The following is a 21,086-nucleotide window of genomic DNA, read 5'->3' on the forward strand; positions in this document are numbered from 1 at the left end:
TGGACGGGCTCCTAGGGCCTGTTTGGATTCATCTTGAATTTATCACAGCGGCGGTGAGATTGATCATGGCTTCGAAGCTGATATCTGTTTTGTCGGCTCGCATGGCGATCCGCTTGAATTCCTTGAGCTTGCAGAAGAAACTTTCGATCAGATGTCGCCATTTGTAGATTTCCGCGTCGATGGCGAGAGGTTTTGCGCGCCGCGGGTGCTGGGAGATGACGACCTTGGCGCCGCGTGCGTCGAGGTCGGCAATGATGGCGTTGCTGTCGAACGCCTTGTCGGCGATCATCGCATCGAAGGTCAGCCCTTCGATCAACGGCGGGACGCCGACCGTGTCGAAGCGCTGTCCTGGCAGCAGCACGAAACGCAGGAGATTGCCGAGCGCGTCGGTCAGTGCCAGGATTTTGGTGGTCATTCCGCCTTTCGAGCGGCCGATCGCCTGGTTTTGCGTCCCCCTTTTGCGCCCTGTCCGTGGCGGTGGACTTTGACGATGGTGGCATCAACCATGACGTACTCCATGTCCGGCTCGTCCGAGACCGCATCAAACATGCGCTTCCAGACGCCCGCCTTGGCCCAGTCGCGGAAGCGCGTGTACACGGTTATCCAGTTGCCGAAGGCGCGCGGCAGATCGCGCCACGGACTGCCCGTGCGCGCAATCCACAGCACGGCTTCGACAAACAGCCGGTTGTTATTGCCGCTCCGGCCGGGATCACCCGGCTTGCCAAGACAAAGCGGCTCCATCTTCGCCCATTGGGCATCAGTCAAAACGAATCGGTCCATCCCAAGCTTGAATCACAACCAAGCCAGGATGAGAATCCGGAATCCAAACAGGCCCTAGTCGAGCGAACGAGCCGTTCCCGAGGCACGGACGCTGCAGGCCGCCGTCTGATCACGGCCAGGCCCTTAGGGGGGCCGGTCGTTCCGGCTGGCTGTCTTCGATCCGGACGTTCAACAAGTTCGTATGTGGGAACGTGGGTCGTTTCCAGCCACGATTCCAGCGCAGCTCCGCAGACCGTGCAGATCGCGTCACCCGTATGCGGCACCAAGAACTTCTCTTCAGTGCGTCTGTACTCGGCGCCGCAAATGCATTGAACAATGGTCGCCATATGTGAGATATGCGCCTGCGTTACCCAATTTTCCAGTCCTGCAAGAAGCGGCCTCAGTGCCTCACAATGACGGCTGCTGCTGCCCGCGAAACCCCGTCGCCAGCACATAGCGCTCCGAGGAATCCTGCCGGCTGGCGGACGGCTTGACGTGGCGCACGCTGGCGAAGTCGCGCTTCAGCTGCGCCACCAGCTCGGCGTCGGCGCCGCTCTGAAACACTTTTGCCAGGAACGTGCCGGCGGGATTGAGCACCTCGCCGGCAAAATGCGCGGCGGTCTCGACCAGGCCGATGATGCGCAGCTGGTCGGTCTTGCGGTGGCCCGTGGTGTTGGCGGCCATGTCAGACATCACGAAATCGGCGCGGCCGCCCATCATCGCGATCAGCTTCGCCGGCGCGTCATGGTCGAGGAAATCGAGCTGCGCGAAGGTGACGCCGGGGATCTCGCCCATCTCCAGCAGATCGATCGCGATCACCTTGCCCTTGCCGTCGGCCGCGCCGGTGCGCTTGGCCGCGATCTGGCTCCAGCCGCCGGGCGCAGCGCCGAGGTCGACCACCGTCATGCCCGACTTGAGCAGGCGGTATTTGTCGTCAATCTCGAGCAGCTTGAAGGCCGCGCGCGAGCGGTAGCCCATCGCCTTGGCCTTGGCGACATAGGGATCGTTGAGCTGGCGCTCGAGCCAGAGTTTTGACGACAGCTTTCGTTTGCCGCCGCTCTTGACCGTGACGTGCAGCCGCCCGGTGGTGTCTTTCGCCATTTCATTTTCTCTTCTCCCTCGCCCCGCTCTTGCGGGGAGAGGGTTGGGGTGAGGGGCTGCTTCCGCACAGCGAATGCGTGGAAAGAGCCCCTCACCCGGATTGCTGCGCAATCCGACCTCTCCCCGCAAGAGCGGGGCGAGGTGAACTGAACGCTTACTTGGATTGACGATCTAGCACGCCCGCAGCGCGCCGTCCTCGCGCATCATCTCGACCAGCATGCCCTCGCGCAGGCCGCGATCGGCGACCCGGAGCCGCGGCATCGGGAATGCGTTGCGGATCGCGTCGAGGATCGCGCAGCCGGCGAGCACCAGATCGGCCCGCTCGACGCTGATGCAGCTGTTGTTGACGCGCGCCTCATAGCTCATGCCGAGCAGCTTCTGGATCGTCGCCGTGACGTCGCCATCGTTCATCCAGATGCCGTCGATGCGCCGGCGGTCGTAACGCGACAAATTGAGGAACACGCCGGCGAGCGTGGTCACGGTGCCCGAGGTGCCGAGCATGTGCATGTCGCGCAGGTCCTTGCCGTGCTCGGCCGCGAACGGCGCGACATGCCGCGCGACTTCGTCGATCATCTGGGCATACAAATCCCGCGTGACGTTCTTGCCGCCGAAATGCTCGGCCAGCGTGACGACGCCGAGCGGGATCGACATCCACGCCTTGATGCGCGGCGGAGCATTGGGCGCCTCAGGATCGCGCTCGATCCGCACCAGCTCGGTCGAGCCGCCGCCGATGTCGAACAGGATGGCGCCGCGCCCCCTGGGATCGAGCAGCGGCGAGCAGCCGATCACGGCGAGCGTCGCCTCGGTCTCACGGTCGATCACCTCGAGCTTGATGCCGGTCTCGGCCGCGACGCGCGCGCGAAAACTCTCGGCGTTGCCGGCGGCACGGCAGGCCTCGGTGGCGATCAGCCGCAGCCGGCGGGCCTTGCGATAGCGGATCTTGTCGCTGCAAATGGCGAGCGCAGCAACCGCACGCTCGATCGCCGCCTCGCTGATCGAGCCGGTCGCAGCGATGCCCTCGCCGAGCCGGATGATCCGCGAAAACGAATCGACCACGCGGAACCCGTCGCCGGTCGGACAGGCGATCAGGAGCCGGCAATTGTTGGTGCCAAGATCGAGCGCGGCGTAGACGCCGGTCTCCGGTCCTGCCGCAACCAAGCCTGACGGGGCTTCGCCGGCCGGAGGACCGTCACAAAGCCGCACATGGTCATTCATCAAAATACTGTCTTTCCGCAGGGCCCACGGGGAATCCATAGGGCCCGCCGAAGAATTGTCGTTCACGGAAACTTTAGCAGCGCCAAAGCCCTGCGCAAACTCCGTTCACATTGGGTCCATGCCTAATCGGGCGTTGTCGTTAAGGGGGGTGTGCGTTATCTCCTCAGCGCCCCCAAACTCCAGCAAATCCGGGCATTTCAGGTCATTTTCCGATGCAAGATCATACGCCGCCCGCCTCCCTCGAGAACGCTATCGCACTGCAAAAATACGGTGTCGGACAGCCGGTTCGACGAAAGGAGGACGACACCCTGGTGCGCGGCAAGGGCAAATACACCGACGATTTCTCCCTGCCCGGCCAAGTCACTTGCTGGATGGTTCGTTCCTCCCATGCCCACGGAATCATCAAGGGGATCGACACGGCGGCCGCCAGGGCGATGCCGGGCGTGCTCGGGGCCTGGACCGGCGCCGATCTGGCAGCCGCAGGCTACAACCCCTTCACCTGCGGCCTGCCGCTGAAGAACCGCGACGGCTCGCCGCTCAAGCAGACCAACCGCCCCGCGCTGGTCACCGACAAGGTGCGCTTCGTCGGCGATCCCGTGGCCTTCGTGGTCGCGGAGACCGCGGCGCAGGCGCGCGATGCGGCCGAGGCCGTCGAGGTCGACATCGAGCCGTTGCCGGCGGTGACCGACGCGGCCGAAGCCGCCAAGCCCGGCGCGCCGCAGCTCTATGACAACATCCCTGATAACGTCGCGCTCGATTATCACTATGGCGACACCGCGAAGATCGAGGCCGCCTTCGCCGGCGCCGCGCATGTGACAAAACTCGACATCGTCAACACCCGCGTCGCCGTGGTCTCGATGGAGCCGCGCGTTGCGCTCGCGCATTACGACAAGAAGACCGAACGCTTCACCCTGCAGGTGCCGACCCAGGGCGTCTCCGGCAACAAGGCCGGGTTTGCAAAGATCCTCAACGTGCCCGCCGACAAGGTTCGTATTCTCACCGCCAATGTCGGCGGCTCGTTCGGGATGAAGAACATGAACTATCCCGAATACACCTGCATCGCGCATGCGGCGCGCGAGCTCGGCCGCCCGGTGAAGTGGCTGGACGAGCGCTCGACCAGCTTCCTCTCCGACAGCCAGGGCCGCGCGCAGCTGATCCATGCCGAGCTCGCGCTCGATGCCGACGGCAAGTTCCTCGCAGTGCGGCTGTCCGGCTACGGCAATCTCGGCGCCTACATCACCGGCGTCGCGCCGGGCCCGCTGTCGCTCAACACCGGCAAGAACCTCGCCAGCGTCTATCGCACGCCGCTGCTCAGCGTCGACATCAAGACGGTTTTGACCAACACCACGCTGATGGGCGCCTATCGCGGCGCCGGCCGGCCCGAGGCCAATTACTACATGGAGCGGCTGATCGACGCCGCCGCCGACGAGATGGGCATCAACCGCTTCACCTTGCGCAAGCGCAATTTCATCAAGCCGTCGCAGCTGCCGTTCCCGGCGGCCTCCGGCGTCACCTATGACAGCGGCGATTTCGCCGGCGTGTTCCAGAAGGCGCTGGAAATCTCCGACTACGAGAATTTTACCAGGCGCAAGAAGGAGAGCAAAAAGAGCGGCAGGCTGCGCGGCATCGCCGTCGGCTCCTATCTCGAGGTGACCGCGCCGCCGAGCGGCGAGCTCGGCAAGATCACCTTCGAGCCTGATGGTTCAGTGAAGCTCACCACCGGCACGCTCGACTACGGCCAGGGCCACGCCACGCCGTTCGCGCAGGTGCTGTCCGAGCAGCTCGGCGTTCCCTTCGAGAAGATCACGCTCGAACAGGGCGACAGCGATCTGGTCCGTTTCGGCAACGGCACCGGCGGCTCGCGCTCGATCACCGCGACCGGACAGGCGATCGTCGAGGCTTCGGCGCTCGTCGTCGAGAAGGGCAAGAAGGCCGCCGCGCACATACTGGAGGCATCTGAAGCCGACATTGAGTTCGGCCAGGGCCGCTTCACCATCGCCGGCACCGACCGCTCGATCGGCATCATGGAGCTCGCCGAGCGGATGCGCACAGCCAAGATGCCCGATGGCACGCCCGAGACGCTCGACGTCGACCACGCCACCAAGGAGACGGCGTCGACCTTCCCGAATGGCTGCCACGTCGCCGAGGTCGAGATCGACCCTGACACCGGCGTGGTCAGGATCGTGCGCTACTCCGCGGTCAACGATTTCGGCACCGTGGTCAATCCGATGATCGTCGCGGGACAGCTGCATGGCGGCGTCGCGCAGGGCATCGGCCAGGTGCTGATGGAGGAAGTCAGCTACGACGGCTCGGGCCAGCCGATCACCGGCTCGTTCATGGACTACGCGCTGCCGCGCGCCGGCGACGTGCCCTCGATGCAGGTCGGCGATCATCCCTCGCCGGCCAAATCCAATCCGCTCGGCACCAAGGGCTGCGGCGAAGCCGGCTGCGCCGGCAGCCTCGTCTGCATCGTCAATGCCGTGGTCGACGCGCTGTCAGAGTACGGCATCAAGCACATCAACATGCCCTTGACGCCCGAGCGCGTCTGGCGCGCGATCCAGGACGCCAAAGCGAAGGCGGCGTAAGGCACGACTTCACCATCACACACCACTGTCATCACCCGCGAAAGCGGGTGATCCAGTATTCCAGAGACAGCAGTTGTTGAGCCGAGACGCCGCGGCGTACTGGATACCCCGCATGCGCGGGGTATGACACCTGTTGGTGCGGGACGGGTTTTGCTCCTTCTCTAAGCCGCGGCCTGCTCGCGCGGTTGGGTGATCGCGATGTGCCAGCAATGCGCGAGCGGCGTGCCGTTGCCGAGCACCAGCGCATCGAGCTCGACGAAGCGATGGCCCTTTTTGTCGTAATTGCCGGTGACCTTGGCGCGCGCCGTCAGCTCGTCGCCGATCTTTCCTGCCGACAACAGCTGCATGCGGGTGCCGACATGGATCCAGGGGCCGAGGATCGCATTGTCGACCAGCACCTTGTTCATCACCCGCGGCAACAGGCCCGGATGGCCTAGACCCTCGCGCAAATAGATCGGGTCGGTCTCCCTGATATCGGCGAGATACTCCTTCGCGGCATCGCCGGACCAGTCGCGCGGGATGGTGCCGAGCCACTGGCCCTCTTGATAGGACGAGGCGCTCACGGGCTTGCGCTCGGCAACCGCTGCGACCTGCCTGTAACCATCGAGCACAAATTTCGGCGCCGATGCCGGCAGCGATGCGGTGCCGGTGGCGCAGAGCTCGCCGCGGCTGGAGAGCTCGATCGTGAGCCCATTGCCGGTCTCTCGCCCGGTCAATTCCGCGATCTCGCCGTCATAGACCGGCTTCACGAAGCGCGCCTCGATCAGGCCGCGTTCGAGGAAATCGCGGCCCCATTTCTCGACCGGCAGGTGCATCATGTAGGCCATCACATCGACGCCCGGCACCAGCCCGCCCGAAAAGCCGAACTTCCGCGCCACCGTGTCGTCGTGGATCTTGTTCTCCGACAGTTTCGAGGTGTTGTAGGCCGAGACGCGGTAGGTCTGCGAGTCCATGGGGTTTTCCCTTATTTCCGTTGTTTTTCTGGTGACAATGGTAGTCGAACAAGGAGGCGTGGCAAGCCTCTCGTTTTGCTCGCAATTTTCCGCACCATGGAGTACACGCAGGCCGCGCCTGCCAACCATTGAATCGATGACTGAAACCCCTGCTCCCACCCGCATCTATGTCGACGCCGACGCCTGCCCGGTGAAGGACGAGATCTATCGCGTCGCGATCCGGCTCGGCGTGCCCGTCAGCGTGGTCGCGGGCAATTTCATCCGCGTGCCGCAGGATCCCCTGATCGAGCGCGTCGCCGCCGGTTCCGGCATGGACGCCGCCGACGACTGGATCGCGGAACGCGCGCATGAGGGCGACGTCGTGATCACCGCGGACATTCCGCTGGCGAGCCGCTGCGTCAAGGCCGGCGCCGACGTGATCGCGCCGAACGGCAAGCCGTTCACCGAACAGTCGATCGGCATGACGCTCGCGGTGCGCAATTTGATGACCGATCTGCGCTCGTCGGGCGAGATCACCGGCGGGCCGAAATCCTACTCGCCGCGCGACCGCTCGACGTTCCTCGCGACGCTCGACCAGACCATCCGCCGCATCCTGCGCCGCCGCGCTGAGCAGGCGGCGGCGAACGGGGGTTAGCGCGATGGCCCCACCGCTGATCCAGCTCAAGGACATCAGCCTGACTTTTGGCGGCACGCCGCTGTTGACCGGCGTCGAGCTGTCGGTCTCCGCAGGCGAGCGCGTCGGTCTGATCGGCCGCAACGGCTCCGGCAAGTCGACGCTGTTGCGGATCGCGGCCGGCCTGGTCGAGCCGGACTCCGGCAGCCGTTTCGTGCAGCCCGGCGCCACCATCCGCTATCTGCCGCAGGAGCCTGATTTCGGCGACCACAAGACGACGCTATCCTATGTCGAAGCCGGCCTTGGCCCCGGCGACGACCATTACCAGGCGCGCTATCTGCTCGAGCAGCTCGGCCTCACCGGCGAGGAAGACCCGGCGCATGTCTCCGGCGGCGAGGCGCGCCGCGCGGCGCTGGCGCGGGTGCTGGCGCCCTCGCCCGACATCCTGCTGCTGGACGAGCCGACCAACCATCTCGACCTGCCGACCATCGAATGGCTCGAGGGCGAGCTCGAAAGCCGGCGCTGCGCTCTGGTCCTGATCAGCCACGACCGCCGCTTCCTCACTAACCTCTCGCGCAGCACGGCCTGGCTCGACCGCGGCCAGATCCGGCAGATCGACCGCGGCTTTGGCGCGTTCGAGGCGTGGCGAGACGAGGTGCTGGAGGAAGAAGAGCGCGACCAGCACAAGCTCGACCGCAAAATCGTCAACGAAGAGCACTGGCTACGCCACGGCGTTTCCGGCCGCCGCAAGCGCAACGTCAAGCGGCTCGGCAATCTGTTTGCGCTGCGCGACCAGCGCCGCAACTATCGCGGCGCCACCGGCAATGCCACGCTCGCCGCTGCCGAGGCCGACAAATCCGGCCGTCTCGTGATCGAGGCGAAGAACATCACCAAGGCCTATGGCGAACGCACGATCGTCGACGGCTTCTCGACCCGGATCCAACGCGGCGACCGGCTCGGCATCGTCGGCCCGAACGGCGCCGGCAAGACCACGCTGGTGCATCTTCTGATCGGCAACGATCCGCCGGATTCCGGCTCGGTGCGGCTGGGGGCCAATATCGAGATGGCGACGCTCGACCAGCATCGCGAAAGCCTCGATCCGAAGCTGACGCTGGCCGAAGCCCTGACCGGCGGCCGCGGCGACCATGTCATGGTCGGCGACAAGTCGAAGCACGTCATCGGCTACATGAAGGACTTTCTGTTCGCGCAGGAGCAGCGCGGCACGCCGCTCGAAGCCCTCTCCGGCGGCGAGCGCGGCCGGCTGATGCTGGCCCGCGCACTGGCCAAGCCGTCGAACCTGCTCATTCTGGACGAGCCGACCAACGACCTCGATCTCGAAACCCTCGACGTGCTCGAGGAGATGCTCGGCGACTACGACGGCACGGTGATCCTGATCAGCCATGACCGCGACTTCCTCGATCGCGTGGTGACGTCGGTGATCGTGCCCGAAGGTCAGGGACGCTGGATCGAATATGCCGGCGGCTATTCGGACATGCTGGCGCAGCGCGGCGCCGACGTGAAGCGCGAGACCGTGAAGGCAGACGCCGCGGTCGAGGAGAAAAAGGAAGCCAAGGTTGCGGTGACCGCCACGGCGCCCGAAGCGGCACCCAGGCGCCGGCTGAGCTTCAACGAGAAGCACGCGCTGGAAACCTTGCCAAAGACGATCGACAAGCTGCACGCCGAAATCGCCAAACAGCAGAAGCTGCTCGACGATCCCGATCTCTACAGCAAGGATCGCAAGAAGTTCGACGCCGCATCGGCCGCGATCGCCAAGGCGCAGGACGAGCTCGCCACAGCCGAGGACCGCTGGCTCGAACTCGAAGTGCTGCGCGAAGAGATCGAACAGGCGTGACGCGTAGGATGGGGGGAGCGCAGCGATACCCATCACGACACAATGAAGGCATTCGATGGGTTTCGCTGCGCTCTACCCATCCTACGAGGCTGAACTGGAGTTGACCCGATGACCACGCCCCTCGCCGCCAAGATCGCCAAGGAGTACGGCACGCCCTGCGCCGTGATCGACATGGACCGGGTCGAGCGCAACATCGCGCGCATCCAGGCCGCCTGTGATCAGGCCGGCGTCGCCAACCGGCCGCACATCAAGACCCACAAGAATCCGACGCTGGCGCAATTGCAGGTCAAGGCCGGCGCCAAAGGCATCACCTGCCAGAAGCTCGGCGAGGCCGAGATTATGGCGGATGCCGGCATCGACGACATCCTGATCAGCTACAATCTGCTCGGCGACGAGAAGATGGCGCGGCTCGGCGCGCTGCAAGGCAAGGCCAACGTCACCGTCGCGGCGGATAATTCCGTCGTCGTCGGCCACCTGCCGAGGGCCGCGGCCGCCTCCGGCCGCCCGCTCTCCGTCGTGGTCGAGTGCGACACCGGGCGCAAGCGCGCCGGCGTCGAGACGCCGGCCGAGGCGATCGCGCTGGCGCGCGAGATCGCCGCTTCGAAGGGCTTGAGCTTTGCGGGCTTCATGCTGTACCCGACCGAGACCGGCTGGGCGGATGCGCAGAAATTCTACGACGAGGCGCTGGCCGGCGTCCGCGCCCACGGCCTCGACGCGACAATCGTCTCTACCGGCGGCACGCCGAACCTGGTCAATCTCGGCAAGCTGAAAGGCGGCACCGAGCACCGCTTCGGCACCTATATCTACAACGACCGCATGCAGGTCGCGGCCGGCGTCGCCACCTGGGACGACTGCGCGCTGCATATCTATTCGACCGTCGTCAGCCGCGCCGGCCCCGAGCGCGGCATCCTCGATGCCGGCTCCAAGACGCTGACCTCGGACACCGGCGGGCTGGAAGGCCACGGCCTGATCCTCGAACATCCCGAGGCCAAGATCGCGCGCTTTGCCGAGGAGCACGGCTTCCTCGATCTCTCCCGCAGCAACACGCGCCCGAACGTGGGCGACGTCGTGCGGATCGTGCCGAACCATGTCTGCGTCGTCGTCAACATGATGGACGAGGTCGTGATGGTGCGCGGCGACGAAATCATCGGCGCGCTGCCGGTCGCGGCAAGAGGCAAGCTGCGCTGACTGAGAGCCCGCGCATCCTTCGAGGCTCCCTTAGCGGCGCTAAGGGAGCACCTCAGGATGACGCTCTCTCTGAGCCGTCACACCCGCGCAACGGCGAAGTCGTTGTCGCTGGAGGTGCCGTAGCGCAGCGGAGGCCTCGAAGTGCGACGGCGGGACGCACGGCGCCAGGGAAGTCGCGTTACCCTACCCTCGGATCAGCGCCTGCAGTTCGCGGTCGAGCGCCGCGCGAAACACCTCGATCGGCCGCTCCAGCCGGCCGGCGGGTGGGCGATGCACGATCCAGGCGCGGACCGCGGGATTGAAGTCCGCGATCTTCACGGTCTTGAGCCGGCTCCTGAACGCGCTGCGCTTCAGCGCCACCGGCGTGACGAGGCCAATGCCGAGGCCGCGCGCCACCAGCGACAGGCGCAGCTCGCTGTCGAGCGCCTCGACCGCGATGGTGAACGGCAGATGCGCCGCATCGAAATGGCGCTTCAATGTCTGACGGAAGCCGCAGCCATCCTGGTTGATCACCCATCCGACCCGCGACAGCCATTCGAGGTCGACGAATTTCGGCGTCTTCATCTCGCGCGCGACGACGAAGACCACCGGCTGCGCGCCGAGATCGGAGGCCACGAGATCATCGGGCGGCGCGGTGCCGTCAGGCAGGCAGATCGCGGCGGCGTCGAGCTCGTTGCGGCTGACCCGCTCCATGTGATTGGGCGACCAGCCCGAGACGACGCGCACCGCGAGCGCCGGAAATTCGCCGCGCACCGCATCGAGCGGTCCGGTCAGCCCCGCCTCCGACAAAAACGGCGTCAGGCCGAGCCTGAACTCGCCGCGCACCACGCCGTCATTGGCGACGCCCGACTTGAGGTCCTCGAGCATGCGCAGCACGCGGCGGCCCTGCTCATAGGCTTCGACCCCCGCGGCCGTAGGCTTCAGCGGCTTCGACAACCGGTCCAGGAGCTGCGCGCCGAGCATCTCCTCGAGATTCTGGATCCGCCGCGTCACGCCGGGCTGGGTCAGATTCAGCCGCGCCGACGCCGCGACGATCGATCCGGTCTCCACCACGGCGACGAACGCCACAAGGTCATGCGTGTTCATAACAATCTCGCATATTCATCATCACCTTATTTGAATTGTAGCATATTAGCCCGATCCCCTAAAGGGGCCTCGCCACTCCATCGCGAGGTCCCATGACCATCTCCGAAGCCACCAAGCTCTCCCCGGCGCGCGCCGTCTCCGTGCGTCCCCTGATCTGGATCGGCGCCATCACCACCGGCACCGTCGTCACCAATCTGTTTGCGCCGCAGATTCTGGTCGGTCTGATCGGCCGCTCGCTCGGCATGACCGCGCTGCAGGCCGGCCTGATCTCGACACTGACCCTGCTCGGCTACGCGCTCGGGCTATTGCTGCTGGTGCCGCTGGTCGACCTCGTCGAGAACAAGCGGCTGATCCTGCGCACGCTCGCCTGCGCCATCGCCGCCGCGATCGGCACCGCGCTGGCGCCGACGCCGCTGATCCTGCTCGCGGCCACCTTCATCCTCGGCGCGTCCTGCGCCGCGATCCAGATGGTGGTGCCGCTGGTCGCCTCGATGGTCGCGCCGGAGCGCCGGGGACAGGCGATCGGCGATGTCATGAGCGGCTTGATGATCGGCATTCTGCTGGCGCGGCCGATGGCGAGCCTGATCGCGGATGCCTGGAGCTGGCGCGGCTACTACGTCACCTCCGCCATCCTGATGACCGTGCTCGCCGGTGCGCTGGCGCGCTTCCTGCCGACGCTGCAGCCGGCGGCGAAGGTCGGTTACGGCGCACTGCTGGCTTCGTTCCCAAAACTGCTGCACGAGGAACCGGTGCTGCGCGTCCGCGCCTGGACCGCGGCGCTGGTGATGGCCTCGTTCACCGCGTTCTGGGCCGCCGTTGCGCTGCGGCTGCCGGACGCGCCGTTCAACCTTGATGCCAAGGGCATCGCGCTGTTCGCGCTGATCGGCGTCGCCGGGGCCGCGGCAACCCCGATCGCCGGGCGCTGGGGCGACAGGGGTTTTGCGCGGCCGTTGCTGATCGTGTCGCATCTTCTCATTATCGGTTCGCTCGTGCTGTGCGCCTGGGCCGGCATGCTCGAATCCCGGATCGCAGCGCTTGTCGTGCTCAGTCTTGGCACCATCCTGCTCGATCTCGGCATCACCACCGACCAGACGCTCGGCCGCCGCGCCGTCAACCTGCTGCGGCCGGAGGCGCGCGGCCGGATCAACGGCCTGTTCGTGGCGCTGTTCTTCATCGGCGGCGCCATCGGCGCGGCAGCGGCCTCCGCGGCGTGGAGTTATGGCGGCTGGGCGATGGTCTGCGCGGTGGCTGCGGCGTTCGGTGTGCTCGGCTTCGTCACCGACATGGCGACGAATACCGGCTCGGAATGAGCAGCATCGCGTAGGATAGGTAGAGCGCAGCGAAACCCATCATGTCTCCGCGCGGAAGAAAGTTGATGGGTTTCGCTTCGCTCTACCCATCCTACGATTTCTGCGCGAGCCACACCAACACGCCTTTTCCGGCGGCGGCCCCCGTCGCGAACGATGCCTGCAGCAGATAACCACCAGTCGGCGCTTCCCAGTCGAGCATCTCGCCGGCGGCGAAAACACCGGGCAGGCGCCGTAGCATAAAGTGCTCGTCGAGCTCGTCGAACCTGATCCCGCCGACGCTCGAGATCGCGCGCGCGATCGGCGCCACGCCGGTGATCCTGATCGGCACCGCGTTGATCAGCCCGGCCAGTTCGGCCGGCGACAGCGCGGCCAGCGACCGGCCGGAGGCGACCGCCGCCTCCTGCAACAGCCCGATGCCGACCGGCGAGAGCTGTGCGGCCTTGCGCAGGAAGTTGGAGAAGGATTGCTTGCCCTTCGGCGCCGACAGCCGCGCGATCAGCTCGTCGCGCGCGGCGTCGGGCCGCAGCGCCACGCTGAGCGTCGCCGTTCCCTTGTCGAGCACCGCCTCGCGCAACTCCGCCGACAATGCGTAGATGGCGCCGCCTTCGATGCCGGCGCGGGTGACGATGGCCTCGCCGCGCACGGTGTGCGGACCGATCGTCAGCGCGACGCCCTTGAGCGGCTGGCCCTCGAACCGATCGCGGAAGATGTCGGACCAGGCGACGGTGAAGCCGGAATTGGCCGGTCGCATCGGCGCCACGGCAACGCCTTTCTCGGCGAGGATCTCCGCCCAGGCGCCATCCGATCCGAGCCGCGGCCAGCTCGCGCCGCCGAGCCCGAGCACGGCTGCGTCGGCACTGATCGCACGCCGGCCATCCGGCGTCTCGAACAGCAGTCCGCCGCCCGCGTCCCATCCAGTCCAGCGATGCCGGAATGCGAACTGCACGCCCGCAGCATCGAGCCGCCGCAGCCAGGCGCGCAGCAACGGCGATGCCTTGAACGCCTCGGGGAAGACGCGGCCGCTCGTGCCGACGAAGGTCGGCTGCCCCAGCGCCTCGCTCCAGGCGCGCAGGGCGTCGGGCGGAAATGCCTCGACCGCGGCCTTCAGGCGCGGCATCGCCTCGCGATAGCGCTTCAGGAAATCCGGCAGCGGTTCTGAGTGGGTGAGATTGAGCCCGCCGCGGCCAGCCATCAGGAACTTGCGGCCGGCCGACGGCATCGCCTCGTAGACGGTGACTTCAGCGCCACCTTGCGCGAGCGCCTCCGCCGCCATCAGGCCGGCAGGTCCGGCTCCGATGACGGCGACGACCATGCTCAGAGCTTGATCCCCGCCCGCGCGGCAGCCTAGGCGACGTATTTCTGCGTCTGCTCGAAGGCGCCCTGCAGCGCTTTCGCGGTCGACATGTCAGCGATGTCCTTGAAGTGCGCGGCGACGCCGTCGGGCGTCCATTCGGATTGCGGCAGGTTGACGCCTTCGGTCTCCAGCACCTGGATCACCGCGAACGAGCCGGCGCCGGCGCCCATGATGGTGCGGGTCGGCGCATCTTCCGAGAGCAGGAATTCGACCGCCGGCGTGATCGCTTCCGGCCGCATCAGCTGCAGCGCCTGCGGCGGCAGCAGTTCCTCGGTCATGCGGGTCGCCGCCGTCGGCGAGATGGTGTTGACCTTGATGTTGTTCTTGCGGCCCTCCTCGGCGAGCACGTTCATCAGGCCGACCATGCCGGCCTTCGCCGCGCCGTAATTGGCCTGGCCGAAATTGCCGAACAGGCCGGACGACGAGGTCGTCAGCACGATGCGGCCGTAGTTGCGCTCGCGCATGCCGGCCCACACCGCCTTGCAGCAGTAGAAGGTGCCGGTGAGATGCACGCCGAGCACCTTGTCCCAGTCGGCGACTTCCATCTTGGCGAACGATTTGTCGCGCAGGATACCGGCATTGGCGCAGAGCAGATCGACGCTACCCCACTCCTTGGTAGCGCGCTCGACCATCGCGGTGACCTGCTCGAAATTCGAGACGTCGGCGCCGTCGGCCATCGCGGTGCCGCCCGCCTTGCGGATTTCCTCGACCACGGTCTCGGCCGGCGACAGCGAGCCGCCCGTGCCGTCGCGCGCGCCGCCGAAATCATTGACCACGACCTTGGCGCCGCGGCTGGCGAGCCCCAGCGCATGCGCCCGTCCGAGACCATTGCCCGCGCCGGTGACGATAGCGACGCGTCCGTCAAACCTGATTGCCATGCTTGTCATTCCTGCTCTTACTTCCCTTCTCCCCTTGTGGGAGAAGGTGGCGCGCGCCAGCGCGCCGGATGAGGGGTCTGTCTCCGAGAGCTCAAGCGAGAGTCTTTGTGTGGAGGCAGACCCCTCACCCGGCTTCGCGTTCCGCGAAGCCACCCTCTCCCACAGGGGGAGAGGGTGCTGCCGCGCGCGATCGGCAGCTTTTGAGCAGCGATGGATGGCCGGGTCAAGCCCGGCCAGGACCGTCCAAGGCGGCCACCGGGCGCGCTATACGGAAGGCGTCATCGACCCGCAGGGCTTCAGGCTTTTGAGCAGGTGCCCGCTCCAGCACTCATGATGCTCCTGGGCGTAGCTGATCGCCCCAATCACAATCAAAGCGACTACGACAAGTCCGGCGACGATGTTCTGCACCATGGCTGCCACTCCGGGACCGCACCGCCTAAAGGGTGGATGATGGACACCAGGAACCATCGCCGTCAATGCGCCAAGTGGACTTGGCGAGCAACTCACCGCCTATGAAACTCGTCATGCCCGGGCTTGGCCCGGGCATCCACGTCTTTGGTTTCGGCATAAAGGAAAACGTGGATGGCCGGGACAAGCCCGGCCATGACGACGTGGAAACGTCAGTTTCAAAGCCTCAGACGTCATTTGCGCTCGCCCCGCCCGCGAGCGGGAGTAGGAGCGCAACCTCGTCGTGGCTACTATTCAGACGATCTTACGTCGCTTTAACTGAAATAGATCAGGCCGAGCCAGTCGGCGACCAGCGCGGGCTTGTCCTCGCCCTCGATCTCGACCGTGACGTTGGTGCGCGACAGCAGCTCCTTCGGCTTGCGCAGCGTGGCTTCCGCCAGCACGAAGCGGCCGCGGACGCGTTTTCCCGAGCGCACCGGCGAGATGAAGCGCAGCTTGTCGAAACCGTAATTGACGCCCATCGCGGTGCCCTCGAGCACCGGCATCACCTCGTAGGACATGATCGACATCAGCGACATCGTGAGGAAACCATGCGCGATCGTGGTGCCGAACGCGGTCTCCTTCTTCGCGCGCTCGGGATCGACATGGATGAACTGGTGATCCTCGATCACGTCGGCATAGGTGTCGATGCGGCCCTGATCGAGCAGGTGCCATGAGGACACGCCGATCTCCTTGCCGACCATGCCCTGGTAGGTTTCCAGCGACACCGGCGGCTTCTTCCAGACTTCGTTCATTGGCTAACCTCTGCTAACCGGAGGTCCGCACCTTCTGCAGCTCCGGAAATTCTTCCTCGCGGAACTCGACTCCGCGCAACGCATCGCTGCGATTATCGTCATGTTCGAGCCGGCGCAACTGCACCCGGCGGATTTTTCCGGAGATCGTCTTCGGCAGCTCGGTCACCAGCTCGATCTTGCGGATGCGCTTGAACGGCGCCAGCCTTGCATGCAGGTGCTGGAAGATGGACAGCGCGGTCTCCGGCGTGCGCTCGACACCCGAGACCAGCAGCACATAGGCCTTGGGGATCGCCAGCCGGATCGGGTCCGGGCTCGGCACCACGGCAGCTTCCGCCACCGCATCGTGCTCCAACAGCACGCTTTCCAGCTCGAACGGCGAGATCCGGTAGTCGGAGGATTTGAACACGTCGTCGGTGCGGCCGACGAAGGTCAGATAGCCCTCGTCATCGGTGAACACGACGTCGCCGCTGCGATAGATCTCGCCATCGGCACCGGCGAGCTTGCCGTCGTCGGCCTGATAGCCCTGCATCAGGCCCGCCGGCCTGTCGGCGCCGAGCAACAGCGTCACCTCGCCTTCCTTGGACGCATGGCCGTCATTGTCGGTGACCTGCACGCGATAGCCCGGCAGCGGCCGGCCCATCGAGCCGACCTTGACCTTCTGCCCCGGCGAATTGCCGGCAAGCGCGGTGGTCTCGGTCTGGCCGTAGCCGTCGCGGATGGTCAGCCCCCAAGCCGATTTGACCTGGTCGATGATCTCGGGATTGAGCGGCTCGCCGGCGCCGCAGACTTCCCGCAGGCTCACCTTGAAGTCCGCGAGTTGCTCCTGGATGAACATCCGCCACACCGTCGGCGGCGCGCAAAGCGTCGTGACGCCACAGCGGGCGATGGTCGCGAGCAGTCCTTTCGCCTCGAAGCGCGGCTGGTTGGCGATGAAGATCGTCGCGCCGGCGTTCCACGGCGCGAAGAAGCAGCTCCAGGCGTGCTTGGCCCAGCCGGGCGACGAGATGTTGAGATGGACGTCGCCGGGCTGCAGGCCGATCCAGTACATGGTCGAGAGATGGCCGACCGGATAGCTGCGCTGGCTGTGCCGCACCAGCTTTGGCTTTGCCGTGGTGCCCGAGGTGAAATAGAGCAGCATCGGGTCGTCGGCCTTGGTCGGGCCATCGGGCGTGAAGGCTTCGGGCGACTTCGCGGCGCCCTCGAACGGCAGCCAGCCGTCCTGCGCCTGCGTCGCGCCGACGACGATGCGGACGAGTTGGTCGGTGCCGAGGCCGGCGAACTTCGCCACCTGATCCAGCGTCGCGACCACCGCCTTGGCCCGGCCGCGATCCAGCCGGTCGCGCAGTTCATCCGCAGTCAACAGCGTGGTCGCCGGGATCACGACGACGCCGAGTTTCATCGCCGCCAGCATGGTCTCCCACAGCGGCACGACATTGCCGAGCAGCAGCAACAGATGATCGCCGCGCTGCAGCCCCTGCGCGCGCAGGAAATTCGCCACCTGGTTCGAGCGGCGTGAAAGTTCAGCGAACGACAGCTTGGTCTCGTTGCCGCTGGCGGCATCGACGATCCACAGCGCCGGCCGATCACGGCTGCCGGCGTTGTGCGCCAGTTCCGCATCGAACCAGTCCAGCGCCCAGTTGAACGGCACCGGATCCGGCCAGCGAAAATCCCGCACCGCCGTGTCGTAGTCAGTGCGGTGCTTGAGCAGAAAGGCGCGTGCGTCCTGAAATGTGGTCATCCGGCTTCACCACGTTTTCTTGCGTCATCCCCGCGCAACGCTTCGCGTTGTCGCTGGAGGAGCCGCGAAGCGGCGTCTCGAAGGATGACGGAACCAATACTATTTCCCAGCGAGGCTGCGAACGTGCTGGATAATTCCGGAAAAGTCGACCCCACCATGGCCCGACGCGTCGAAGGTCTTGTAGAGCTCCTGCGCATGCTTGCCGAGCGGCGTCACCGCGCCGGCGGCATTGGCGGCGTCCTGGGCCAGCGTCAGGTCCTTCACCATCAGGTTGGAGGCGAAACCCGGCTTGTAGTCGTTGTTGGCCGGCGAGGTCGGCACCGGGCCGGGAACCGGGCAATAGGTCGTGAGCGACCAGCACTGCCCCGATGAGGTCGAGGCGACGTCGAACAGCGCCTGGTGCGACAGGCCGAGCTTTTCGGCCAGCACGAAGGCCTCGCCGACCGCGATCATGGAAATGCCGAGGATCATGTTGTTGCAGATCTTGGCCGCCTGCCCGGCGCCGCCGGCGCCGCAATGCACGATCTTCTTGCCCATGTTGGCCAGCATCGGCTGGGCCGCCGCAAACGCCTTCGCCTCGCCGCCGCACATGAAGGTCAGCGTCCCGCCCTTGGCGCCGCCGGTGCCGCCGGAGACCGGCGCGTCGACCGAGGCCATGCCGTGCTTGGCGGCGAGCGCATGCGCCTGCTTGGCGCTTTCGACGTCGATGGTCGAGCAGTCGATGATCAGCGCGCCTTTGCTCATGGCGGGAAGCACCTCGTTCCAGACGCCGAGCACATGCTTGCCGGCGGGCAGCATGGTGATCACGACATCGGCGCCCTTCACGGCAGCGACGCCGCTCTCGGCGATCGCGGCACCGTCGTGCCTCGCCTGATCGCGCGATGCTGCGACCAGATCGAACGCGGTCACCTTGTGGCCGGCCTTGACCAGATTGGCCGCCATCGGCCCGCCCATATTGCCGAGCCCGATGAATGCGACGTTTGCCATGGGAAGTCCTCCGCTTGCGACGTTTCTATTTGCTGTCAGGAAATTTCAATTCGTCGGCGCCGATCTCGGCGAAATACGGTGCAACCATCTCCGGCGTCACGTCCTCGATATTCGCCGGCGACCACTTCGGATTGCGGTCCTTGTCGATCACGGCGGCGCGCACGCCCTCGCGGAAATCGTCGCTGGCGAACACCGCGAGCGCGGCACGATATTCGCGCACCAGGCACTCTTCCAGCGTCTCGGTCGCGCGCGCCAATCGTAGCAGCTTCAGCGTCACCACCATGCCGCGCGGCGACTTCTCAGCCAGCGTCTTCAACGTGGCCTGCGCCAGGTCGGAGCCATCAGCCTTCAGCGCGACAATGATGTCTTCCATCCGTCCGCGCGCGAACCAGCTGTCGATCCTGGCCTGCATCGCGGCAACAGGGCCGGATGTCTCGCCGGTGGCGAAGCCTGCGATCAGGCGATCGATCTCGACCGAGCTGGTGCCTGGCGCAACTTTGGTCAGCGCCTCGCGCAACGCAGGGAGCTTGGCGCTCGGCACCACGGCGTCGGCGAACTTCGCGTAGATCGCGTCCGGACCATTCATCGTGGTGCCGGTAAGCCCAAAATAGGTGCCGATCTCGCCCGGCGAGCGCGACAGCAGGTAGGTGCCGCCGACATCGGGGAAGAAGCCGAGCCCGACCTCGGGCATCGCGAGCTTGGTTCGCTCGGTCACCACACGATGGCGGCTGTGCGCCGACAGGCCGACGCCGCCGCCCATCACGATGCCGTCCATGAAGGCGACATAGGGTTTTGGGAATGTCTTGATCCGCGCGTTGAGGATGTACTCGTCGCGCCACAGGATCTTGCCGAGGTCACCCCTGACCTTGGAGCTTTCCCACAGCGCGCGGATATCGCCGCCGGCGCACAGGCCGCGCTCGCCGGCGCCTTCCAGCACGATGAGCGCGACCTCGGGATCGGCTTCGAACAGGTCGAGCGCCCTGTCGATGTCGTGGAACATCTCCAGCGTCACGGCATTGATCGCCTTCGGCCGGTTGAGCCGGATGATGCCCGCCGATCCTTCCCTGCGCGCGATCAGGTCGCCTTCGGCAGAAGCCGCATCGTTCATCGCGCGCCCTCGATCAACTTGCGCGACACAATCAGCCGCATGATTTCATTGGTGCCTTCGAGGATCTGGTGCACGCGCAGATCGCGCACGATCTTCTCGACACCGTATTCGCTGAGATAGCCATAACCACCGTGCAGCTGCAGCGCCTGGTTGGCGACCTCGAAGCCGACATCGGTGCCGAACCGTTTTGCCATTGCACAGAGCATGGAGGCATCCGGGTCCTTGCGGTCGAGCGCGGCCGCGGCGCGCCACAGGAAGGTGCGCGCGGCCTCGAGCTCGGTCGCCATGTCGGCGATCTTGAATTGCAGCGCCTGGAACTCGTCGAGGCGTTTGCCGAAGGCCTTGCGGTCCTTCATGTAGGCCAGCGCCTTGTCGAGCGCTGACTGCGCGCCGCCGAGCGAGCACGCCGCGATGTTGAGACGGCCGCCGTCGAGGCCGGCCATCGCGATCTTGAAACCGATGCCCTCCTCGCCGAGCCGGTTTGCGATCGGCACGCGCGCGTTCTCGAACACGACAGCGCGGGTCGGCTGCGCGTTCCAGCCCATCTTGCGCTCGTTGGCACCGAACGACACGCCCGGCGTCTTGCCGTCGACGACAACAGTCGAGACGCCGCCCGGACCATCGCCGCCGGTCCGCACCATCGCCACCAGCAGGTCGGTGCTGCCGGCGCCGGAGATGAACTGCTTCTGGCCGTTGAGCACGTAATGATCGCCGTCGCGCACCGCGCGGGTACGCAAGGCGGCCGCGTCGGAGCCGGCGCCCGGCTCGGTCAGGCAGTAGCTGGCGATCAGCTCCATGGTGCAGAGTTTTGGCAGCCATGTGTGACGCTGGGTGTCGTTGCCATAGGCATCGATCATCCAGGACGCCATGTTGTGGATCGAGATGAAGGCCGATGTGGTCGGACATCCCGTCGCCAGCGCCTCGAAGATCAGCGCCGCGTCGAAGCGTGTCATCGCCGAGCCGCCGACATCGTCCTTGATATAGATGCCGCCGATGCCGAGGCCTGCGGCCTCGCGCATCACGTCGACCGGAAAGTGCTTCTTCTCGTCCCATTCGAGCGCGTGCGGCGCGATCTTCTCCGCCGCAAACGCCCGCGCCATGTCGCGAACCGCGATCTGGTCCTCGTTGAGAGCGAACTGCATCATCGCCTCGCTCTG

Annotated in this window: 17 protein-coding genes and 1 pseudogene; 5 read left to right on the forward strand and 13 right to left on the reverse strand. The window is 65.9% G+C overall.

What is annotated here, in order from left to right; all coding sequences use genetic code 11:
• Positions 1–28: 28 nt before the first annotated feature.
• From HAP54_RS39795 to HAP54_RS39805, 3 genes and pseudogenes are all read right to left on the reverse strand, one after another.
• Positions 29–780, reverse strand: a pseudogene (locus HAP54_RS39795) (IS5 family transposase).
• A 387-nt stretch (positions 781–1,167) separates the two neighbouring features.
• Positions 1,168–1,860, reverse strand: a complete 693-nt coding sequence (locus tag HAP54_RS39800) for an RlmE family RNA methyltransferase (RefSeq protein WP_166296524.1) — start codon at positions 1,858–1,860, stop codon at positions 1,168–1,170.
• Positions 1,861–2,031: 171 nt separating this feature from the next.
• Entirely contained in the window at positions 2,032–3,075 is a 1,044-nt protein-coding gene (locus HAP54_RS39805; RefSeq protein WP_175619294.1) for a Ppx/GppA phosphatase family protein, read from the reverse strand.
• A 212-nt stretch (positions 3,076–3,287) separates the two neighbouring features.
• On the opposite strand from HAP54_RS39805, the gene HAP54_RS39810 reads away from it, so the two are divergent.
• Complete coding sequence (locus tag HAP54_RS39810) at positions 3,288–5,660, forward strand: xanthine dehydrogenase family protein molybdopterin-binding subunit (RefSeq protein WP_166296530.1); 2,373 nt, start codon at positions 3,288–3,290, stop codon at positions 5,658–5,660.
• A gap of 161 nt (positions 5,661–5,821) precedes the next feature.
• Here the strand turns inward: HAP54_RS39810 and HAP54_RS39815 are convergent, their stop codons facing one another.
• Positions 5,822–6,613, reverse strand: coding sequence for a hypothetical protein (locus HAP54_RS39815; RefSeq protein ID WP_166296533.1), 792 nt, complete (start codon positions 6,611–6,613; stop codon positions 5,822–5,824).
• Between the two features lie 136 nt (positions 6,614–6,749).
• On the opposite strand from HAP54_RS39815, the gene HAP54_RS39820 reads away from it, so the two are divergent.
• The 3 genes from HAP54_RS39820 (at position 6,750) to HAP54_RS39830 (ending at position 10,266) form a co-directional block, all read left to right on the forward strand.
• Entirely contained in the window at positions 6,750–7,247 is a 498-nt protein-coding gene (locus tag HAP54_RS39820; protein ID WP_166296536.1) for a YaiI/YqxD family protein, read from the forward strand.
• Positions 7,248–7,251: 4 nt separating this feature from the next.
• On the forward strand, positions 7,252–9,078 hold the full coding sequence (locus HAP54_RS39825; RefSeq protein ID WP_166296539.1) for an ABC-F family ATP-binding cassette domain-containing protein: 1,827 nt from the start codon (positions 7,252–7,254) through the stop codon (positions 9,076–9,078).
• Between the two features lie 108 nt (positions 9,079–9,186).
• Positions 9,187–10,266: a D-TA family PLP-dependent enzyme gene (locus HAP54_RS39830; protein ID WP_166296542.1), complete on the forward strand. Its 1,080-nt coding sequence runs from the start codon at positions 9,187–9,189 to the stop codon at positions 10,264–10,266.
• 183 nt (positions 10,267–10,449) lie between these two features.
• On the opposite strand, the gene HAP54_RS39835 is transcribed toward HAP54_RS39830, so the two are convergent.
• Positions 10,450–11,352 carry a LysR family transcriptional regulator gene (locus HAP54_RS39835; RefSeq protein ID WP_166296545.1) on the reverse strand — a complete coding sequence of 301 codons (903 nt, stop codon included), beginning with the start codon at positions 11,350–11,352 and terminating at the stop codon, positions 10,450–10,452.
• 92 nt (positions 11,353–11,444) lie between these two features.
• Here HAP54_RS39835 and HAP54_RS39840 point away from each other — a divergent pair, with 92 nt between their 5' ends.
• Positions 11,445–12,662 carry an MFS transporter gene (locus HAP54_RS39840; RefSeq protein WP_166296548.1) on the forward strand — a complete coding sequence of 406 codons (1,218 nt, stop codon included), beginning with the start codon at positions 11,445–11,447 and terminating at the stop codon, positions 12,660–12,662.
• A gap of 91 nt (positions 12,663–12,753) precedes the next feature.
• On the opposite strand, the gene HAP54_RS39845 is transcribed toward HAP54_RS39840, so the two are convergent.
• The 8 genes from HAP54_RS39845 to HAP54_RS39880 form a co-directional block, all read right to left on the reverse strand.
• Positions 12,754–13,974: an NAD(P)/FAD-dependent oxidoreductase gene (locus HAP54_RS39845; RefSeq protein WP_166296551.1), complete on the reverse strand. Its 1,221-nt coding sequence runs from the start codon at positions 13,972–13,974 to the stop codon at positions 12,754–12,756.
• Between the two features lie 32 nt (positions 13,975–14,006).
• A complete protein-coding gene (locus HAP54_RS39850) occupies positions 14,007–14,894 on the reverse strand; it encodes an SDR family NAD(P)-dependent oxidoreductase (RefSeq protein WP_166296554.1) in 888 nt (295 codons plus the stop codon).
• A gap of 264 nt (positions 14,895–15,158) precedes the next feature.
• On the reverse strand, positions 15,159–15,305 hold the full coding sequence (locus HAP54_RS39855; protein ID WP_165123242.1) for a hypothetical protein: 147 nt from the start codon (positions 15,303–15,305) through the stop codon (positions 15,159–15,161).
• Positions 15,306–15,616: 311 nt separating this feature from the next.
• Positions 15,617–16,096, reverse strand: a complete 480-nt coding sequence (locus HAP54_RS39860) for a MaoC family dehydratase (protein WP_106323062.1) — start codon at positions 16,094–16,096, stop codon at positions 15,617–15,619.
• A gap of 13 nt (positions 16,097–16,109) precedes the next feature.
• Positions 16,110–17,834, reverse strand: a complete 1,725-nt coding sequence (locus HAP54_RS39865) for an AMP-binding protein (protein ID WP_166296557.1) — start codon at positions 17,832–17,834, stop codon at positions 16,110–16,112.
• A gap of 99 nt (positions 17,835–17,933) precedes the next feature.
• Positions 17,934–18,821 carry a 3-hydroxyisobutyrate dehydrogenase gene (gene mmsB / locus HAP54_RS39870; RefSeq protein WP_166296560.1) on the reverse strand — a complete coding sequence of 296 codons (888 nt, stop codon included), beginning with the start codon at positions 18,819–18,821 and terminating at the stop codon, positions 17,934–17,936.
• Between the two features lie 25 nt (positions 18,822–18,846).
• Positions 18,847–19,929 carry an enoyl-CoA hydratase/isomerase family protein gene (locus HAP54_RS39875; protein WP_166296563.1) on the reverse strand — a complete coding sequence of 361 codons (1,083 nt, stop codon included), beginning with the start codon at positions 19,927–19,929 and terminating at the stop codon, positions 18,847–18,849.
• Positions 19,926–21,071: an isobutyryl-CoA dehydrogenase gene (locus tag HAP54_RS39880; RefSeq protein WP_166296566.1), complete on the reverse strand. Its 1,146-nt coding sequence runs from the start codon at positions 21,069–21,071 to the stop codon at positions 19,926–19,928. The genes HAP54_RS39875 and HAP54_RS39880 overlap by 4 nt, the downstream gene beginning before the upstream one ends.
• Between the last annotated feature and the right edge of the window lie 15 nt (positions 21,072–21,086).

Origin of the sequence: Bradyrhizobium sp. 2S1 (assembly GCF_011516625.5) — a bacterium.
Classification (GTDB): Bacteria; Pseudomonadota; Alphaproteobacteria; order Rhizobiales; family Xanthobacteraceae; genus Bradyrhizobium; species Bradyrhizobium septentrionale.